Here is a 21,468-nt window from a genome sequence, read left to right as displayed (position 1 = left end):
CGTCACTCCTGACTGCCGTGGTCTGCCGGGACTGTCACTCGCACGGTGGTCGACCTGTCCGGGCTGCTGTCGACCTCCAGTTCGCCGCCGATGTGCTGAATGCGCTCAAGCATTCCAGTCAGCCCCATCCCGCCGCCGGCGCGCACTTCCCCCGGATCGAACCCGTTGCCGTCGTCCTCGATCTCGATCTGGACGTTGCCCGGCACTTCCCCGATGAGGATGCGGATCCGGCTGGGGTTCGCGTGTTTGATGCTGTTGTGCACCGCCTCCTGGACCACCCGGAACAGCTCCGCCTCGGTGCTCTCCCCCAGCGGCAGCCTGTACTCAGGAACCTCGACGTCGATCGCCACACCCTCACGTGAAGAGATCGCCGCCGACTGCTTGCGGATCGCCTCCGCCAGACCGTCCTCCCGCAGAGCGTGCGGACGCAGCTGGAACAACGACGCTCGCATCTCCAGAAGCGCCCCCTGTGTGAGGGAGCGGAGTTCCCTGACACCCTTGGCCACTCGCCCGGATTCGTCACAGCCTTCGCTCTTCAACGCGAGCTCCACCGCGCGGGTGTGCAGGGTCATCGAGAACAAGGCCTGCGACACGGAGTCATGCAGCTCACGTGCCAGCCTTGTGCGCTCCTCGAGGATCGCGACCTGGGAGGCTTCGTCGATCATCTCCATCACCGCCGCAACGCCGAGCTGCTCCTCGCCTGCCACGGCGGTCATCACCATCTGAGCGGACGCCGCCCCCACCGAACCCGCCAAGACCGCTTCGACGTGTCTCAGCAGAGCGGAGTTCGCGTCCTCAGCGGACTCCGGGTCGGCACCGACGGAGGCGAACGCGCTGTCCGCGATACCGACGCCGAGCGATCTGGCCACGACCTGGTGCAGCTCCCTGACGGAGACGACCCGTCGGCGCAACAACGTCAGCTCGGACGGCTCATCGAGCGCGTCGACGAACTGCACGGCCTGAGCCTCCTCACGCGGACTCTGCTTGTCCAGCAAGGAGACCACCACGAAACAACCGATGTTGACGAGCGCACTCCAGAACATCCCGTGGCTGATGTTGTCCATCCCGGTGATGCCGAGAAGGTGCTCCGGCCGCAGTGCCCGAATCCCGAACGGACCTTCGTCCAGCAGACCGCGCGGCAGCCAGCCCACCGCCGCGAAACTGGGTACCAGCAGCGTGTAGCCCCAGACAGCGAACCCACCGACGAGACCGGTCAGAACGCCTTTGCGAGTACCGCCTTTCCAGAACAGTCCTCCGAGGATCGCGGGTGCGAACTGGGCGACCGCGGCGAAGGAGATCAGACCCATCGTCGCGAGTGCCGCGCTACTGCCCGCCAACCGGAAGTAGGTGTAGCCGAGCAGCATGACCACCACGATCGCCGCACGCCGCGAGAACATGACGAGCTCCGCGAAGTCACCGCGATAGTTGCTCCTCAGCAGGGCCGGTACCAAAAGCGAGTTGGAGACCATGGTGGACAGCGCCACCGTCTCCACGATGATCATCCCGGTCGCCGCGCTCAGGCCGCCGATGAACACCAGCAGCGTCAACAGGTTCAGCCCGGCGGCCATCGGCACGGTCAGCACGTAGGTGTCGGCGTTGCTCTCCGGTCCGAACCGCAGCAGACCGGCCGCGGCGATCGGCAGCACGAACACACTGATGATCAGCATGTACAGCGGCGTCATCCACATGGCCTGCCTGACGTGCCGCACGTCGACGTTCTCGACGACGCCCACTTGCCACTGCCGCGGCAGCAGAATGATCGCGAACATCGACAACACGGTGAGCCAGATCCATGTACCCGAAGAGTCGCCCAATCCGAACAGCTGGTCCAGGCCGGCTTCCTCCGCTTTGGCGAAGAGGTCCCCGAACCCGCCGTAGAGGCCCCAGGTCACCGTCGCGCCGGCGGCTACGAAGGCGACCAGCTTCACGACCGATTCGAACGCGATCGCCGTCACCATGCCCTCATGACGTTCTGTCGCGTCCAGATGCCTGGTGCCGAACAGGATGGTGAACCCTGCCAGCAGCAAAGCCACGTACAGCGCGGTGTCGTGCAACAGCGGCACGGAGCTCACCGCTGCCTCCTGGGTCTCCTCCCGGCCGCGGCTGATGATCTCGAACGTCGTGGAGACAGCCTTGAGCTGCAGTGCGATGTACGGGATCACACCCACGACCGCGATCACGGCGACCAAACCGCCGAGCGCCACGCTCTTGCCGTAGCGAGCCGAGATGAAATCTGCCAGCGACGTTATGTGCTGGCGCTGACAGACGTGGATGATCCGGCGGAGTACCAGCCACCCGAGGGCGAGCATGATCGTCGGCCCGAGATAGATCGGCAGGAAGCCGATGCCGGTCTCAGCTGCCCGCCCCACACTGCCGTAGTACGTCCAGGACGTCGCATAGACCGAAAGCGACAACGCGTAGATGGTTCCCCTGCCTACGACGCTACGACCAGATCTCGCACGCCGGTCGCCATAGGACGCAATGGCGAACAGTGCTCCCAAATACGCCGCTGATACACCGATGACAACCCACGTGTTCAGCATCGTGGATCACTTGTACGCTCGGACGAGCAGCGCCACGACGACGATGATCGCGAGCCACGCGGTGAACACGAGGACCATCGCTACAGGCAGTCCGGCGAGGACGCCCTCCCTGTCGATCAGGTTCAACGCAGGTGGCAGCAGCAACAGGGAGCCGAGCACGGCCACCACCGTTGTCAGGCCTGTGAACCGAGCATCAGCACGCTGCATATGACACCACCTGGGGGCTCGTCCGCCGATCCCAGCCAGGTTAGGTCTGAGCGAGCCCGTGAACCGGCCCGCACCGGCTACTGCTCACGAAAAATCCTTCAAACGCGCACGACGGCACCTTGACACCGCGAACACCGGTCCGAGCGGCACCACGCTTGGACCGGTGTCCCACACGTCCTGCGGCCGCCGCCCGTCAGCGGCTGTCTGCCGCGGAATGCCGTCCCGCCGACCGGCAACCGAACCAGCCGCATCCCGTGTCGCCGAGGTCTCAGGCGTCAGACACGGGCGTATTATCCAAGCTCCACAGAATGGACGCTGAACATGGTCTCAAGCCCGCCGCTGCGCGCGCCGCACCACCTGTCTCAGCAACTGCGTGCAGAAGTGACCAGCTTCGTCGGAAGAAGATCCGAGCTGGCCGAGATTCGTATTCTCCTGGCGACGGCACGGTTGCTGACACTGGTCGGCCCCGCTGGCGTCGGCAAGACCAGAGTCGCCCTGAGGTCGGCTCACCAGACGTCACGTGCGTTCCCCGACGGTGCCTGCTTCGTGGAGCTGGACAGGGTACGTGACCCCGCCCTTCTCGGCATGACCGTAGGCGCCGATCTCGGCCTGCGAGATCTGCCGGTCGATCCCCAGAGCCAGATCCTCGACTTCCTGCGCGACAAATCGATGTTGCTGGTTCTCGACAACTGTGAACACATGGTCACGGCCTGCGCGGCGATGATCACGAACTTGCTCGTCCACGCGCCCGGTGTCCGCGTGATCGCCACGAGCAGACAGGTGCTCGGTGTTGCAGGTGAACACCTTCTGCACATCTCCCCGCTGCCGGTTCCACCCGACGGGACAGAGTTCGAAAGTGACGCGGTCACACTTCTGAACCATCGCATCTCCGCACTCGACGAGAAGATCGACCTCGGTCGTGCCGGAAGGCTCGCGCTGGCGGGCATCTGCCGCAGGCTCGACGGTGTACCGCTCGCGATCGAACTGGCCGCGACGTGGTTCCGCGTCCTGGCGCCTCAGGAGGTGCTCGAAAGCCTGGAGGAGCAGTTCCGGTTGCTCAACCTGGTGTCCCAGGCACGACCGCCGAGACAGCGAACGCTGTCAGCCGCCCTGGACTGGAGTTACGACCTCTGCAGTGCGGCCGAGAAGGCGACGTGGGCCAGGTTGTCGGTGTTCAGCGGCGGCCTGACTCTCGCGGGGGCCGACGAGGTCGGCGTGCCGGACGAGCTCTCCACCGAGCACGGTGCACTCGAACTGGTCGCCGGCTTGGTCGACAAATCGATCCTGGCCCGAGACGAGAACCGTTCGATCGCGCGGTACAGGATGCTGGAGACGGTGCGCGAGTACGGCTTGGCGAGGCTCGCGGAGTCCGGCGACGCGACAGACGCACACGTACGCCATCGCAACCACTTCCTCCGCCTCGCCGTCGAGCTTCACCCGCTCTGGGCGGGTTCGAGGCAGGTGGAGGCGGCCACCACCACGCGCCGCGAGCTCGCGAACTTCCGCGCAGCACTGTCATTCAGCCTGACCGACACCGAAGATCCACTGGCTGCCGCACGTCTCGCCGTGTCCTTGGGGCCGTTCTGGACGACCTCCGGTCACTTCGGTGAGGCCCGGCTCTGGATCGAACGCCTGCTCGAAAACCGTCCGCTTCCGGATGACGTGCGGTTGGAGGCGCTGTTCATCCTCACGTTCTCACTCGTCGCGCTCGGAGAGCACCAGACGGCCGCGGATCGGGCTGCCGAGGCTCTGGCCGTGTCGAGCAGCCTGCACGACGACTACCTCCAGGCGGTCGCCCTTCTGTGTGCGGGCGGCGCCGCGTTCGTCGGTGACGATCTTGCTCGCGCCGACCTGAGCTACACCACCGCCGAAGAGCTGCTGCACCGATCGGGCCGGACCGATCTCAAGATCCTCATGTGCTATGCGGCCCACTCCATGGCGGTGGCGTTCGCAGGAGACGCCGCCCGCGCGGCGCGGCTGGCACGGCGGTGCGTCGCGATCGCGGACGAGCTGGGCGAACAGTGGACCAAGAGCTACGCCCTGTACGGCTTGGCGGTGGCGGAGTGGCGAGAGGGACACGCCGCCGAAGCCACTCGCCTCACCCGTGAATGCGTAGAGATCAAGCACAGGTTCAACGACGTCATCGGACTCGCGATGCCCGTCGAACTCCTCGCCTGGATCTCCTCCTCGACGGGTGATGGTGAACGCGCCGCTCGTCTGCTGGGCGCGGCGAGCCAGATCTGGCGGTACGGCGGCGGCAAGCCGATGCTGAACTCGCAGAACTGGTCGGTCCCCCACGCCAGGTGCGTCGAGGAGACCAAACAGATCCTCGGCGTCCTGCGGTATCAAACGATCTTCACCGAAGGTCAGGACCTGAGCCCTGACGTGGACGCGGCGGTCGCGCTCGTGCTCGGTCGCGACCGAGACCCCTCATCTCTGGACGAGGAGGAGCCGTCCGCTCAGAGGGACGTGCTCACCAGACGCGAACTCGAGATCGCCGAACTGGTGGCCGACGGCGCGAGCAACAAGGCGATCGCCTCCCGGCTGGTGATCTCACCTCGGACCGTGTCGACGCACCTCCAGAACATCATGGGCAAGCTGGGGTTCAACTCCCGCACCCAGATCGCGACGTGGATCACCCACCTGCGAAACCAGTGAGTCCCACGAGATCGGGACCTGGGTTTCACCGGCGCGGCGCGGACGAGCAAGGCCGGCGGACCCCGGCCCCGAACACTTCACGAAGCCCAGGTCCGTACCTGTGGGACTACTCCGCCGGAGTCACGTTCCGGGCGAACGCGGCACCCACGAGCCTCATCGAGGCTGGTCCACCTGGGTTGAGCAGCACGTCGACGCCGCGTTCCACCAGCAGGTCGGCCAACTCCGTCGCGGTCACCTCGCGCCAGTGCTCGGTGCGCACCCGATCCTGGTGCAACGGCGCGGTCGTGACCAGCAGCGACGGCACGTCGTCGGGTGAGGGCGCCACGACCGGAGTCTCCTGCTCGTCCAGCGCGACCGAGAACAACGACTCCCTGATCACCGAGAACAGCCCGTCGCTGTCGATCTCACCACGCGCGACCAGGTGCAGTGTGGCGTCCACCGGATCGGTCGGCGAACCCGGCGTGAGCGGCTGGTAGTCCGGGTTCGGGTGAAAGCGGCTCAGCTCTCCGTCCGCAGCAGCCAACCAGCCGCCGACGATGGCCGTAACCGGCACCCCGTCGTCGGGGTTCTCCGGCGCCCAGCCCGGATCGACCAGAAACGCCCACCGGTCCTCCGTCTGTGCGTCAGGGGTGAATCCCTGAGCGGCCGGCTCTCGGACGCCGTCACGGTCTGGCGTGTTCATGTCGTACCCCTTACATCGTCATCGTCATCGTCGGGGAGCGCGTCGACCGTCCCTGCATGGAGTGTCCGCGTACGACCGCCATTCAGCGGTTCAGTACACAATGGATGGTCTCCCGCCGGCCTCGCGAGCGGAGCGCCGCCTGTTCTTCCTTGGTGGATCCAGGATCTCCTCACGTCGGGTCCCCTGGCGGAGAGGGCTGGTCGACATCCATGCGGGAGTTCGGCCGTCCGTCGTCCTGCGGCCCGGAATCGGCTGGGGCGGGCGGCGGCGCAACCTGAGCCCGGCGCCCGCCCCTGCGAGCTTCGCCGCCTCTGGTGATGGTGATCCGGGCCAGCCTCGCCAACACGTCCTCGCGCACCCCGTCCTCGACCTGGTTCTCGCCCACAAAAAGTCTCGTGTTCCTGACCCCCTCCCCGTCCAACACGAAATACAGGTACGGCGGCAACTCGGTCACCGATCGCCCGGTCCTCGCGGTCAGCTCGGCCAGCACCGCGTTGCGCAGCCAGTCCCGCACTGCCGGAGCGCGCCCATAGGCACCAGGTCCCGAGGTCGTCACCGTCACACGCCAGTCGACCGACTCGCCCTCCGTGTTCCGGTCGATCACATTCAGCATTGCCGACACGAGCGCCTGCATCTCGGTCCGGAACTCAACAGGTGCTACCAGCACCACACCCCGTTGCCAGCCAGCCGGCACCAGGACCTGCCAACCCGCACCCTGCCGTGCCACGAACATCGTCGCGGGCACGTCCGTCGCCACGGCCCACACCGATCTGGGTGCCTCCGCCCGCGCCTCGGTCACCGACAGTCGGACCATTCTGTCGAACCGCTCACGCGCTTCGCCGTCGCCACCGACCTCCGTCGTCAAGGCGGCCATCGACAGGTGCGGGGGCAACTCGCCGACCGGAGTGCCTCTCTCAGCCGCAAGCCCGACCAGCAGGGTGGTCCGCAGCCACGCGTACACGCGCGCCGCACGGCTCCGTCCGCCCGGGCCGAACGCGACGACACCGATCTGCCAGCGCCCGGCCCCGCTCGCACCCTCCTGAGCGGGCAAACCCATGACGAAGGCGACCAACTCGGCAACGACGGCTGCCTGCTCGCCGCCGACCTCCATGTCACCCGCTGTCCAGTCGCGGGGCAACCGCACATCCCATGTGGTCGGCGACGACCGCTCGATCCTCACTCCCGCGGGCTCGGCCGAAGGAAGGGACTGATCTCGGACGTCCCGCCGGCCCTCTGCGTCCCGCCGGCCCTCTGCGTCCTGCCGATCCTCTGCGTCCGCCGGTCGGACCGGTAGTGGCTGCGCCTCACGCTGCGCCGGCATCGGATCGGTCGGCAGCTGCTCTTCCTGGTTCGAACGCGAGTACCAGGTAGGCCGCGGTGGTCGAGCGGCCGTGGAGGGCAGTCCGATTTCGACACCCTCCACTGCTCCGGACAGCCGAATTCCCACCATCCGAGGAGACACCTCGTCGACGAGATCCCCAGCGAGTCCCTCACCGGACAACACATCGTCCCCCACATTGGCGGGTTCCTGGTGTACACGCACGACCAGATGCGGCGGCAACTCGCTGTCAGGCGCCAACACCTGCCGGAGCACGAACCTCGACCAGTCGGCCGCGTCGTCCGCCCGCTGCCAGCCGCCCGGCCCGTATCCCGTGAAGTGGACAGTCCAGACGATCGGCCTGCCGTCCGCAGTCAACGCGGGCAAAGTAGCGACATAACCGAGAAAGTGCTGAAACGTCTCGGCAAAGTCGGGGGTGAGGTCGGGCCGCCACAGCTCGGGACGGGCCTCTCGGGGCACCAGCAAGTACCACGTCCCCTCGGATGTCAGTCGCACCATCGTGACTCCGGCAGGCACGGGGTAGCCGGTCGGCTGCGGCGCAGGCCGGACGTCGCTGCCCACCGCGGGCGGATCAGCTGTCCGGTGGGCTGACATGACGACCGCCACCGCACCGGACGACACGTCGCCGCCGACGACCAGTTCCGCTGTGGCCTCGTCGGTCTCGTTTGCCAGCACGACGACGTGCTCCGGCAGGCCGGTCAGACCGCGAAGCGCCAACCAGTCTCGGACCAGCGTGGCGCGCACCTCACCACCCGCCCCGAAGCCGGTGACGACCACCTGCCAGTCCAGCGGACCGATCGCGTCCGCCGACGGCAGCGCGTGCGCGGTGGTGACCAGCTCCAGCAGGAGGTTCGCGCTGTCCGGGGACATGTCCCACTGTTCGTGGCCGGGGCTCGCCGGCATCTCCAGCAGCCAGCTGTTCTCCCTTGGCAGCCTCACCACCTCGAGCGAGTGGCTCGACCCGGCCGAGACCACGTCATCACGAGCAGCGAGCGTGTTCACCACCGGCGCCGAGGGATGCCTCTCAGCGACGGCGAGCACACGCTGCGCCGCGTCCAGGTCGCTGGTGAACAGCGTGCCGAAGTCGCCGAGGTGGGCAGCGACGGCGACTGCCTGCGCCCACTGCTCAGCTCCGATGTGGTCGCCTGCTGTGATGAACGCTGCGACGACGTCGGATTGCATGCTGACCAGGTCGTCGTGGGCCACGAACCCCGCGGTCGTACCGGTCTGGATCGCGTAGATCGCCTGGATGGCGCCCACCCTCAGGAGCACGCTGAACCCCGGATCGGCGATCGGCTGGGCAAAGGGGTCGAACAGGGGATCGCCGTTGTCGTCGAACAGAATCGCGGAATCCGGGTCGAACTCGCTCGCGAAAGCCGCAGCATCGCTGGCGACTTCCCGCCCAGGCAGGCTGAAGTCCTCGAACGTGCCCGGCCTGAACCCGTTGACGTCAACGTCACCAGGCCCGGCGTCCGGGACCGGAGGCCCCCACCCAAAACTGGCGGGATCGTCGGCGACGACAGGCTGGTCGCCCCACCAGAAGCCCGGCAGCGCCGCGAGTTCCTCATCCACGTCCATGTGCCCAGGCCAGACGTCGGGAACCGAAGGCACCCACCCAAAACTCGCAGGATCGTCGGCAACGACAGGTTGGTCACCCTGCGAGGGGCCCGGCAGGACCAAGGGTTCCTCATCCACGTCGTCTCGTCCGCCGAACAGACCCTCGAACCGGTCGTCGTCGGCCTCGAACTCCTCATCCACGTCACCATCGCCACCGAACAGACCCTCAAACCGGTCGTCGTCGGCCTCGAACTCCTCATCCACGTCGTCTCGTCCGCCGACAGCAGAGGGGCGCGATCCGAACTCGATGTCGAAGGCGTGCACCGGCGGGGGCAACGGCGGAGGACTCTCCATCGACATGTCGTCGTCCACGTCGGGAGCAGGTGACGGGGCCACGGGCACGGCATCGATCCGGACGCGGCCACGAATCCACCGCGACCCCCTGAAACCGATCGGTGGCACCTCGCGCACCAAAGGAGCCGGGTGGTCGCTCACGACCAGAACCACTCGGGCGGTCCACTCTCCTCCTGGCGACGCCTCCACCGAGTCCAACCGGTCTTGCAGCTGATCGGCGACGAACCGCGCGTTGACCGCGCCATCAGGCCCCACACCCTGCACACCGACATTCCAGCTCTGGGCGACGTCGGCACCCGACCGTCCGAGCACCTCCAAATCCGTGACCACGCGCGCTAGTTCGGCCTCGTCGTCCGGCGACAGGCCGGCCCGCGCGTCAGCACCGGGCAGCAGAACGTCCCAACGGCGGCGACCCTGGTCCGCGGCCAGGTCGGCGATGACCACGACGTCGGCAACCGACCTGCGGCTGAACCCGTACGCACCGATCACCTCGCTGACCAAGACGGTGTGCCCCGACGGGAACCCCGGCCCGAAGGACCTGCCCACCAACCCCTCGGCGATCCACTGCTCCGCACCGGCCGGCAGGTCCTCCCGGCCACGCAACGTGGCCGCCACCGCGTCCACCACGACCGCCCGGATCGACTCGACACTCGCCTCGGAGTTCCGCCCGATCCCCGAGACCCGCAGCCGGGAGGAAGCGGTGACGAGCCCGGACTCGTCGGCCACCAGCTGCGAGTGCAGCACCACCTCCGCCACGTAGCGCTCGATCTCGTTCCTGGCGGCACTGCCCTGGTGCAGCACCTCGGGATTCGTGAACAGGTCGATGCTGGTGCCCGGAAGGACGCCGTCGAGCGGTCGCACCGCGTCGCGGCCGTCCCTGCCCACGTCCACGATGGCGAGCTGTCGGCCCGCGACCATCGGGATCGTGACCCGGACCGTGCGTGCCACCGCCTTGTCGCGTGCGGTGTCATCAAGCGCCATACCGGCCAGCGCGTTCATCGGCGGGTGGTCGTCCAACCTGCGCACGACGTCCATCGCGATGTGCGATGGCAGCATGCTGATGGCCACACCGGTGACGGCGGACAGTTCGGCCACCACCGCGGACCGGAACCAAGCCCGGACGGCAAGCGCTCGCAGGCGGCCCCGTTCTCCCTGATACGTCATGGTGATGGTCCAGACGAGCCGTCTGCCCGCCTCGTCCACGGAGGGCAGAGCCGACGCCACTGACACGAGGCGCTGGAACTCACCCGGCCGCTCCGCGTCCGCGATCGACATCGGCCGCCCCGTCCTGACGACGCGGGGCGTCAACAGGTCCCAGTTCAGCGTGCCGGTCGAGTCGCCCGGCCTGGACACCACTGGCGTCGCCACCGGCCCGCTCGTCGACCGCACGTTTTCCGCGGTGCCGGGCCGGGGCATCGGGGACGACGCGATGGTGAACCGGACAAGCCTCGACCTGACCTCCGGGCCCGCGCCGCCGGTGACGCTGTGCTCGCCCACCAGTTTCGGCCCGCTGGATCGCCCGTCGTCGCTGATGGTGAACCTCAAGTTCGAGGGCACACCATGTGCTCCTGTCCCCTCCACCGCCCGTGACAGGGTTGCGCGCAGCCACCCCAGCACGGCGCTGCCGCGATCGCGCGTGCCGTCCCTGTACCCGGTGACAGTGATCATCCAGCTGATCGGCGCCCCGGAGTCGTCGCGGTCGGGAAGCGCCAACGCCGTCGTCACGAAACCGTCCACCACACCAGCGAACTCGGCGGCCACTTCGAGGTTGTCACCGACCTGCCAGCCTCGCGGCAGCAACATCTGCCACCTGCGCCCGGAGGCGTGGGGCGAGAGGTGTACTCCCGCAGGCACGTCGGAGGCGCTCGCCCACACCGGGCGCCGCGGTGGATCCTGCTCCCTCGGGGTGCGGGCAGGACGGGGATCCTTTGGTTGCTCGCCACCGGGGAGGAAGGAAGGGAGCCACTGCAGCTGAAGCTGGGGTGAGGGCAATGGTGGCACGGTGGCACCCGCGCTCGCGCGGGTGCCGTTGACAGCGATCCGCACCACGCGCGGCATGATCGCGCGTCGCACGGCTTCGTCGAGACCCTCCGGTGCCAGCACCGTCTCGGCGATGTCGAACGACCGCTGGTGTTCACGTGTCACGACATGCTGAGGCAGGCCGGGGTTCTCGGGCGCCAACGCCCAGCCGACCATGCGCCGCACCCAGTCCGCGACCGCTCGGCTGTTCGCGGCTCCCGCGTCCCCGTAACCGGTCACGTCGATCGTCCAACCGATGGGTGCGCCGTCCGCGTCCCACTCGGCCAGGGTCCGCACATGCGCGACCAGGTTGTTGAGCGTGGGCTCGACGTCGGGAGTGACCGCCCAACCGCCAGTGACCGACGGACCGGGGACCAGCACGACCCACGCGTCCGTCGCGGTGAGGCGGAACATCGCGAGCTGGTCAGGGACCACGGCCCCGCGGGTGGCACCGGTCTCCGGTGCCGGGAGAACCTCACGCGCGGGGCTCTGCCCGGTCGTGTGGACCAGCGGCACCGCGCGCGACGAGACCGTGACCAGCACCGCGGTCGCTGCGATGCTGGCGACAACTGACTCCTCGATCCCGAACCCGAGCAACAGACGCGGAGCCGTTTCTGGACCGAGTTCGTCCGTGGCGACCATGACGTGAGCGGGCAACTCCGACAAGCCCCACAAGCCAAGCCAGTCGCGCACGACCCCGCTCCGCGTCTCTCCGCCGAACCCGAAGCCCATGAGGTGCACCTGGTGCACGACCGCGCCACCGTTCAGGTCCGTGGTTGGCAGCGCGCGCACGGCGGCGACGAAGCTGGTCACGAACGCGGCCATGTCGTCGGACACCGTCCACGAACCCGTGCCGAGCGGCAGGTGGACGAGCCAGTTCCCATGAACACCTGCGGGCGCGGTGATCGCCGCCGGACGGCCCTGCTCACCATGGTCCGGCGCCGGATCCTGATCGGGTGCCTCGACGTCCTCGGTGTCGATCTCGATCAACACCGAGGTCTCGTGGTCGAGAGTCCGTGCCTTGTCACGACGACCGGCGGTCGAGGACACCGACTCGATCCGCGCGACGCCCGGTCCACCGAACGGCGCGAGCCTGCCGTGGAGCAGACCGGCCACATCGTCCCGGTACCAGGCCTGGTCGACACCGATCGCCCGCACCCGCACGACCCACCGGCGTCGCGGTGCTTCCTGCGGCGGTGTGACCAGTGCCTGGACGGTGCGCTCGAACTCGGCACCAGGATCGGCGAGGAACCTCGTCAACTGGGCACGGTGGAAGAACGCGATCGAGCCACCGCGCTGACGCCACACGTACTCCGCGGGCATCACGCGAACCTCTGCCACGTCGTGCAGTCGCTCGTCCACGAAGACATCGAGCAGGGAGTCCAACACGATCCGTGCGGAACCGGCGGCTGGCCCTGTGCGGTCGCCGACTTCCTCGTCGTACAGGTCGGAGATCCGTTCGAGCAGGAATTCCGCCACTGCTCGTGCCCGCTCGGCGGTGGACGCGGTCACCGCGTACTGCGTCCGCAGGTCGCCGTCGTCCAGATCACGCGGCAACCGCGCCACCACCTGGTTGGCGATCTCTTCGATCTGGTGCACGGCGGGCCCGCTGACCAGTGCGGTCCCAGCGGGCATCGGCAGGAAGAACTCGGCGCCCGGCTCGCCGTGCGCCTGACTCTGCGCGACGTGCGGATGTGCTTCGGGCTGCCGTGTCTGCGCGGAACGGGCACTGCCGGCCGCGCCGGAACCCGAAGCGAGCGACTGACCCTGCTGCCCGTTACCAGCCGGCTCGCCCCGTCGATCGCCGCCCTCGGCTGCCCCTGAGCCCAGCGGTGCCGACGTCCACGAGTCCCGCCCGGCGGTCAACTCGTTCACCAGCACGTCCACGTCTTCCTGGGCGCGCTCTCCGGTCTGGACGTCCAGCAGCGCGTGCGCCACCAGCCTGCGGTTCTCCTCGCGTTCGCGGATCCGGCTCGCCTGCTCGGGTGTGGACTCGGGGACAGGGAGAACCGGCTGCGCGCCAGCCCGGACCAGTCGGCCCTCGGCAGCCACCAGCAGCGCCTGCACGCCGACACCTGAGAGTTCCGCGATCGCCGCGTCCGCGGACGCCACCGCGTCCTGGCGGCGCTCCACGGCAGCCTCGGCGTTCGCATGGGCCACGAACCGCCCAGCCTCGATCGGGTCGTTGGCGAGCCTCCACAGCCCATCCGTGAGCCTGGCTAGAGCGGTCGTGCCGCCCGGCCTGCTGGCGTGGTGTGCGACGAGGCCCTCGCGGTGCAGGATGTCGATCGCTCCGACCAGGTGCGACACGACCGTGGCCACATCGCCATTCAGGGTCAGCACCTCCCCTGCCACCAGGTCGAGCACCTCATACAGCATCACGTCGGCGCCGTCGGGCAGCTCGCCGGAGCCGAGCAGCGTCATCGCCACGCCGTGGTTCCCGTAGAGGCGGGACAGCTGGTCCACGTGCCACCGCGCGACGTCGGGACCCAATCGGTCATAGGTCTGCCGGACCGCCGCGTTCAACCTCGCCACCCTCGCGGGCGCGCTCGAGTCCTCCGGGTTGGCGAGCACCGCGTCGACCAGGTCCGAGTGCACCAGGAGCGCGTGCGACTCGACCGCAGGTTGGGGCATGCCTGACGCCACCTCACGCACCAACGCCGCTATCAGGTTGCGCCAGTGCTCACGGACGTTCGGGTTCTCGTCGTAGTCGAACAGCAGCGACCCCGCCACACCTGCGGCGACCAGCAGGTCGAGCGACATCGAGAGCCGGGCGGTCAAGCGGAACGCCGACTCCACGCCGTGGTTCAGCGACTCTCTGACCGCGAGGTCCACCAGTTCTGCGAGCACCTCGCCGAGCACAGCCGAGTCCACGTCGAGCGCAGCCAGCCGCTGGGTGATGCCGTAGGTGTGGAACAGGTCCAGCACCCTCGCGCCGGCCTCGGCCGCCGTCGCGCCCATCGCGACACCGCCCTCGGCCTGCCACCGTTCGATCCTGCTCAGAACGGCCGCGCGTGCCGCGTCGTTGAAGGCGGCGTTCGGGCCGCCGGACAGGGTGCTGCCGAACTCGACGTACGCCGCGAAGTCGGCGGCGGACGGCGAGCTGGGCAACGGCGGTCGAGGAGCACGCCGGTCGTAGGTTCCCCAACTGCCCCCGGTCGGTAGTTGCACGACGCTCAGCACGACCGGCCGTTCGGCTGCGACTCCCCGCGACCGGCGTGAATTGTTGACATTGGTCGTCGTGGTCGCGTGCACCTGGCGCGGACCACCACCGAGCACCATACCGGTGACGAAGTCCCCGGCCAAGGTGCCTTCGCCGGGCAGGACGGCGTCGCTCTCGCAGACCACCATGGCCACAGAGCTGAACCCGTTGGCGACGAACGGGTGCGCCGCGAGGAACAGCCTCGCGAGCGGTTGACCGCTGACGGCCACTTCGCGACCGTCGACTAGCACGGCGGCACGGGCGGGCGAACCATGGACCACCAGGAAGAACGGCTTGCCCGGTCGTCCCATCCACGGCGACCACGAGGAGGTGTACTCGCCGCGGTCAATGGCGTCCGCCCAAGCCAGCGCGAACGCGTCCTCGTCGATCGCCTCGTCGGGAAGAGGGACGGTGGTGGTGAGCGTCAAGCCAGTGGGGTTGAGCCCCCAGTCGACCCGGGCCTCCACATCCTCCTCGACCATCGAGATGGCCCCGATGATCTCGCCGTTCGCATCGTGCATCGGAGTCCAGGCCACTTCGATCGGGCTGAACCAGACGACCTCGCCAGTGTCCTCGTCGACCCCCTGCTCGTCACGGTCCGCGTCCTCCGGTCGCCCCTGCCCCGTCAGATGCGTCAGCGCCACCAGCCCCGGCATACCCGGCCCAGTCAGTGTAGCCGCGTGCGGCAAGGAGTTGAAGTCACCGCGGACGAGCTCGAACGCCCTCTGGCTCGGGACCTCGTCCTCCTCTAGAGGCTGATCGGCCTCGCTCCCGCCGTCCTCGTGGACGAGGTTGGGCTGGGGCACGGGAGGACCGTCCTGAAGAAAACGACGGCTCCGGTTCGATGAGGCCGCGATGTCGTCTACCTCGACGTCGTACGTCTCAGTGTCGTCGTCCATCTCGACGTCGTCGCTGTCGGGTGCGAGGTAGGGAACGAACTGGAGAGCCGAACCGGTGGTGCTGTCCTCCAGCCACTCGGCCGACACCACCACGTCACCCTGCGACTCCACGACAGAGGCGCCTGCGGGGCGCACCACCGCCACGATCCCCGCCGGCAGGGCCAGCTGGTCCATCTCCCCGGTGTCCTCGTCCCGGTACCCGACGATCGCGGCCCGCACCGGCGGGAGATCGGGGGTGCGGCGCAGGTGCCTGAGGGCGGCCTCCCACACCAGGTTGGGGTCCGCCGTCCCGAGGTTCGTCTCCACCTCTCTCCACGCGTGGTAAAGGCTCAGGGTGCCCGACTCGCGCAGCTCGTCCACCAGCTCCTCAGAGAGGGCGTGTGCCTGCTCGACCGCCGAGAACAGCGGCAGTTCATGCGCGTAATGGGCCCGCAGGTCCTCGTCCTTGTCGGCCCAGTCCACCAACTGCTCGAGCACGTCGTCGACGCTCGGAGTCGTCGCGGGCGAGTCGGCGCCCAGCGAGATCCAGGACCCGCCTTCGAGCACGTACGGCATCCGCTTCCCGTCGACGACCTCCACGACCATTCCGCGGGTCGACGCGTTCACCACGATGTGCGGGAACGTCTTGCGGATCTCGTCGTAGAACTTGACGGCCACCCCGGCCACCCTGTCCTGCGCCACGTCGCACATCAGCATGTCTATCGTGCGCAGTTGACCGCGAGCCACGACCTCGTTGAACTCGGGCGACGCGAGAACCAGCCGGGCGAGCACCGTGCCGTCGACCGTCTCCTCCGACCACCTGCCCGGTCCAGGCCCGCGGTCGAGCACCGTCGTGGCCGTTCTGCCGTTGTCCCCACCGTGCGTGTCGACGAAGAACGTCTCTGCCGCCGCCCCAGCGGCCACGTGCGGTGTCCGGATCGTCAACGTGGCCCGCGCGGGGATCATCATGACGTCGCTGGCGTGTTCGTACGGGGCGAGAGTGAGCACGGAGTAGCCGGTCGTGGCGGCGGCCGCGAACGTCTGCGTGCACTCGAAGTCGTCCCGTCTGGAGATGAAGGACACACCGACCAGTTCGCCGGCGGAATCCCGCAACTGCCTGCGGTGCACCTGGCCGTCGGCGAAGTAGTGGGGCCTGCCCAGGGGGTCCGTGCTGAGGTGGACGACCTGGGTCGGTTCCTCGAACGTGTCGTCGCCTTCGACCAGCCCGAACGCCGCGCGCAGGTAGATCGCCATCTGGGTCGCGTTGCGCTCGGGGCGCGCGTACCCGTGGTCGAGCGACAGCTGGTAGGCGACCAGGTTCAGCAGGTCGAGGTGTTGCCGTGCCGCGGCGGTCGTCTCGTCGGAGAGGTCTGCCGAGCCGTGGTAGAGCTCGACGAGTTCGGCGGCACGCTCCTCGTGGTCGTCGACATCCGCGCCGATCCGCCGGACCTCCTCGATCACCGCGCGCCATTCCTCGGCGCTGCCGATGTCGGCGGGCCAGAACTCGGGGCGTGGCCGTGCGATCCGCGCGTTGCGCGAACCGGCCGACAAGTCCGGCGCCGCTGGTGCCGTCGTGCTGCGCCACGCCGAAACCCTGGCGCTCAAGTCGTCGGTCGAGTCGCCGGCCTCCGGGTCCGGATGCACGGCGATCGCCCGGGAGTTCGGCACGACGAACCCGTGTCCGCGCAGTTCCTCCGCGACGCGGTCGAACCGCCCGGCCGCCTCGTCTACCGTGAGCGCGGTGTCACCGTCCGACTCCGCCCGCAGCACCGTCACCGGCCCGGTCGCCCCATCGCGGCCCCGGCCCTTGACGACGACCGAAACCGCGTCGTGCGCGAGTCCGCGAGCTGCCCGGAGGTCGCCGTAGGCGGCGACGAAGGCGACCAGGGTCGCATCGGGCGAGTCGAGGCTCTCCTCGGACAGCGGCGCGACCCGCTCGATGACCAGCGTCTGTGTACGCGGTGGCTCCGTCACCGCGTCGGAGTCGTGCTCCCGCGCCTGGAATGCCGCGTCGACGGGGTCCGCGGACTCCGAGTGCCGCGATGACGATTCGGCACCACCCGGCGTCCGTGACCCGGCGAGCGGGGCCGGGGACGGGGCGTCCCCCCTGCGACGGCCCGAACCGCGTCGGTTCGACGGCTCGCCCGGCGTCACGAACGACCAAGCTTGCTGCTCGGCTGTCTGCGGACCGTACGACTCGTACGTGGCGCGCAATGTCGCCATGAGCCGGCTGGGAGCGCCGGGGTCGTTGGGGTTCGCGAAGGAGGCTGCGAGCGCGCCGGAGTGGATCGCGATGGCCAGCACCGCGGCACCTGCCGGCCCACGGCCGACAGCCATGTCCTCCTCGTCGGACTCCGTGGCCACGTCCCGCACCAGGTTCTGCAGTGCCTGCTGCCAGAACGCGTTCGCCCGCCGATCGGTCGTGTAGCCGCGCAGCAGCGTGTCGAGCACTCCGAGACCGTCCAAAAGGGAGAGCGCCGTCGCCATCCGGCTGGCCAGCCGGAACGCCGACTCGGCGCCACGGGTCGCCGACTCCCGGCTCACCACGCTCACGAGATCGGCGAGCACCATGCCACGCACATCCGCGGGCAGGTTCCTGGCCGTGATCCGGCGCGACAGGCCGAGCGAATCGAACAGATTCACCACGCGCGCGGTGGTCTCCGCATAGGAGGTCGCGGCACGCACTCCCTCCGACCGGTAAGTCGCGTCGATCCGCGACAGCAGGCTGTTGCGGACCACCAGACCTACATCCGGCGCGAACCGGCCCACCAGCGCGCGGTCCACCCCACCGCGGTCAGCCAGCTGCGACACCGACGGCCGCTCCTGAAACAACGGCGGCACGCCGTCGGAATCGAAAGTGACCCAGTTCGTCGCCACGGGCAGCACCACGACACCGAGCGCGATCGGGTTCTCGTTCTGCAGAGCCCCCGACGCCTGAACGCTCTGCGCGTTCTCCGCCGTGGTCGCATGCACCCGGCGGGGCCCGCCCAGCGCCCGGGAGACCCCGAGGAACCGGGACGCCACCGTGCTGCCGCGCGAGTCGGGTGCCGCCGAGAAACAGACCAGGAGCGTGAACGAGTCGAACCCTCGACGTGAATCGAGGAACGGCTGCGACGCCAGCACCAAACGGGCCAGCACGTCACCCGCGACCTGCACGCTCCGGTCACCCGTCAACCGAAGCTGCACACGCCCCGGCAGGCCATGCGCGACAACGTGGAACGTACCGTTGCGCTCGGTCACCCACGGCGACCAGGACGACGTGTACTCACCCGCCTCGATGGCTGCGCGTCCGGCCGCGTTCTCGTCGTCGTCCTCGTCCTTGGCCTCCTCGACCACCGTCGTGTGGGTGAACGTCACCGCGTTGGAGCTCTCCTGCGCGAAGTCCAGCGGCGAGTCGCGATCACCCTCGTCCATCGAGATGACCCCGATGACGTCACCGTTCGAGTCCAGCACCGGCAGCCACTCGACCTCCGCCGCCGTGAACCAGAGCAGGCTCCCGTCGTCGTCCGCGCCTCGTTCCAGCAGTTCGCTGCTCGCAGGCGCCCACGAAGGACCCGCTTCCGATTCGGCCGAGTCAGCCCGGCCACCGCGCCCGCTGTTGTACCGCCACGACGGGGTCGCGGACGTCCTCGACGTCTCGCGGTCCACCTCTTGCGTGTCAGAACGCTCTTCGCCGTCACCGTGCTGTCGGGGAGCGACCACGTCCAGCCCGAGTTGCTCCCTGAGTGCGGGCAGGCCGCCGGCGGCGACCGCGGGTGCGGCGCGGCGCCACAGGTCGGTCAACGCCGACTCGGGATCGGTGATGTCGGCACCGGCGCGGGACGCGAGTTCGAGCATGTCCTCCCTGTCAGCGCGAGTGGGGAACGGCGCGGGCCTCGCCAACCGGTCGAGCGCGTCCAGCACGGCGCGCTGGGACGAGTCCAGGTCCGGGATCCCGAACAGTCCCAGGGCGCGGTCCCGCTCGGCTGCCACCATGCCCTGCGGGGTGCCGATCTCCTGTCCCAGAACGACGGTGAAGTCGAACCCGTTGGTGGCGGCGAACTCGGACAGGTACGCCACCATCCCTTCGGCTTCCTCCAGCGTCGTGTTCCGCTGCTGCTTGCCGAAGAGGTCGCCCCAGTTCACCACCACGCGACGAACATCGGTCCAGGAGAGTCCACCGTGGACTTGGGCTTCGAAGTACCTGCCCACCGCGGCATGGCCGTCCTTCATGACCTCCGCGCGCAACTCCGGGTCGTAGCGGAACCCGGTGACATCGGCGAGCGCGAGCCGCACGTTCTCCTCATGGCCGTGCGCCAGCAGGCCGTAGAGGTGGTTGCCGCCGGTGTAGGACTCAACGCCGCCATCTCCGAACGCAGCGCTGTCCCGAGCGGTGTACGTCGTCCGAACGCGCACGTCCTCCTTGAGATGGATGACACTCGAGCCGTAGGCGTAGACACCGGCTTTCTGGAGGCCGGAGACGAGAGCCGCGTAGATGGGCAGCTCCCCGGGGGCAATGGGCGCGAAGTCGGCCGTCTGGTCCCGCCGGTTCGCCGGGTCGCCCGACCTGCGGCCGAGCACCGCACCGTAGCCGAGCTGTTCCTCCACCCAGCCACGGCCGGCGACGTGCGGAGTGCCCGTCGTGTACCCGCTTTCCCAGAAGTTCGGGAAATGAGTGGAACCGGTGAGCAGCTCCGCCCAGGTGGGCCTGTCCACCCCTGCCCCGCGCGGCACCCCGCCGGGGGTCCTGCCGAAGTCGATGTTGCGCACCAGCGGCATCGACCGCAGGTGGCTGTGCACCGCGTCGAGGATGCCCTCGATCTTCTCGGCGTCGTTCTCGGGGTAGGTGGTCTGGAACCTGTCGTTGAGCCGGCGAACGGTGTCGAGCGCGGCGGTCCTGTACTCCTCCTGACGTGATGCTCCGTTGTTCACCGCGGTGGCCAGGGCGTTGATCTGTGTGGGCGTGAGCTGCCTCCGGCCGCGTCCCACGCCCTCGAGCCCACCCGTGCGAACGGCGTCGACGTAGACCCGCGCGATGTCGTCGTGCCCACCGGTCAGCAGCATCCTCACCACGGAAACGGCGTCGTCGAACCGCGCCACGGCCGGCCTCCGCAGCGGGGGCGTCAGCAGGACGTCGAGAAGGCCGGTCTCCACGATGAAGCCGACGGCGGCGGCCGTGCCGTCCGCCAGTTGCCTGGCTCGTCCTCCCGCGACGAGCTCGCGTGCCACGTCGTCCACGACTCCGGAGACCAGGTGTTGCACGGCGCGGGGGTTGGTGACGCGATGCTCGACCAGGCTGATGACCGGGGCGAGCAGACCGTACGCCTCGTCCCTCTTCGAGGACACGTCGTCCGGAGAGTCACCGGGCTGGGATTCGGGCGACGTGTGCTCCGGCTCGTTCCCTCCAGGCGCCGGTGGCGGCAGCATCGGCCACAGCTGCGCGTGCGGACCGGGCGCCGATGTGCCGGTCGAGCCCGGAACCGCCGGTAGCCGCATGAACCCGTTCGTGGACGGGTCATCGTCGTCGATCGAGTCGGCCCAGAAGGGATCCAGTTCCTCACCGAGGTCCAGGTCCGACATGTCGAACGGAACGTCGAGCCCGTCGTCGAGCCCGTCGTCCTCGAACGTGAAGCCGTCCAGGCCGTCCACGAGGTCACCGTCGAGCAGGTCGCCGTCGAGCAGGTCGCCGTCGAGCAGGTCGCCGTCGAGCAGCGGTTCAGGATCGACGCCATTACCGCGGTAGGAGGTGGAAGCACGGTCGGGCACTGACTCGAGAGCGTCAGCGATTGCTTCGAGCGTGACCAGGTTGCGGGGCTTGAGGGACGCCCACTCGTACCTGAAGCCCGGGGTCATGATGCCGTCGTCGTCGTGAATGGCGCTCGACGAGGCGTTGGCCCTCAACGCCGAACGCTCGTCCCCGTACTCATCCTTGAGCCCGAGGAGGTGTCCGATCTCGTGGGCGAACGCCGCGTCGTCCTCGTGCAGCCACCAGGTCCCACAGTCGGACCTGGTGAACTCTTCTCCACCGACGACCTGCACGACGTGATGCG

5 protein-coding genes (1 of these 5 running past the window's edge) are annotated in these 21,468 nt (G+C 68.7%); 1 reads left to right on the top strand and 4 read right to left on the bottom strand.

Features of this window, described 5'->3' with window-relative positions; translation table 11 throughout:
- Positions 1-2: 2 nt before the first annotated feature.
- Both ACH413_RS33435 and ACH413_RS33430 read right to left on the bottom strand, forming a co-directional pair.
- Positions 3-2,414: an ATP-binding protein gene (locus ACH413_RS33435; protein WP_360047710.1), complete on the bottom strand. Its 2,412-nt coding sequence runs from the start codon at positions 2,412-2,414 to the stop codon at positions 3-5.
- Between the two features lie 135 nt (positions 2,415-2,549).
- A complete protein-coding gene (locus ACH413_RS33430; protein ID WP_360047708.1) occupies positions 2,550-2,750 on the bottom strand; it encodes a hypothetical protein in 201 nt (66 codons plus the stop codon).
- 585 nt (positions 2,751-3,335) lie between these two features.
- On the opposite strand from ACH413_RS33430, the gene ACH413_RS33425 reads away from it, so the two are divergent.
- Positions 3,336-5,408: a LuxR C-terminal-related transcriptional regulator gene (locus ACH413_RS33425; RefSeq protein WP_360047707.1), complete on the top strand. Its 2,073-nt coding sequence runs from the start codon at positions 3,336-3,338 to the stop codon at positions 5,406-5,408.
- 106 nt (positions 5,409-5,514) lie between these two features.
- On the opposite strand, the gene ACH413_RS33420 is transcribed toward ACH413_RS33425, so the two are convergent.
- Both ACH413_RS33420 and ACH413_RS33415 read right to left on the bottom strand, forming a co-directional pair.
- Positions 5,515-6,090 carry a type VII secretion system-associated protein gene (locus tag ACH413_RS33420; protein WP_360047705.1) on the bottom strand — a complete coding sequence of 192 codons (576 nt, stop codon included), beginning with the start codon at positions 6,088-6,090 and terminating at the stop codon, positions 5,515-5,517.
- Positions 6,091-6,259: 169 nt separating this feature from the next.
- On the bottom strand, positions 6,260-21,468 hold the final stretch of the coding sequence (locus ACH413_RS33415; RefSeq protein WP_360047703.1) for a hypothetical protein. 21,652 nt of this gene lie beyond the right edge of the window; only the last 15,209 of its 36,861 coding nucleotides appear in the window; the start codon falls outside the window, past its right edge; it ends in the stop codon at positions 6,260-6,262.

This window comes from Lentzea sp. NPDC020367 (assembly GCF_044387305.1).
Taxonomy (GTDB): domain Bacteria; phylum Actinomycetota; class Actinomycetes; order Mycobacteriales; family Pseudonocardiaceae; genus Lentzea.
This window is presented reverse-complemented; position numbering and strand designations above follow the sequence as displayed.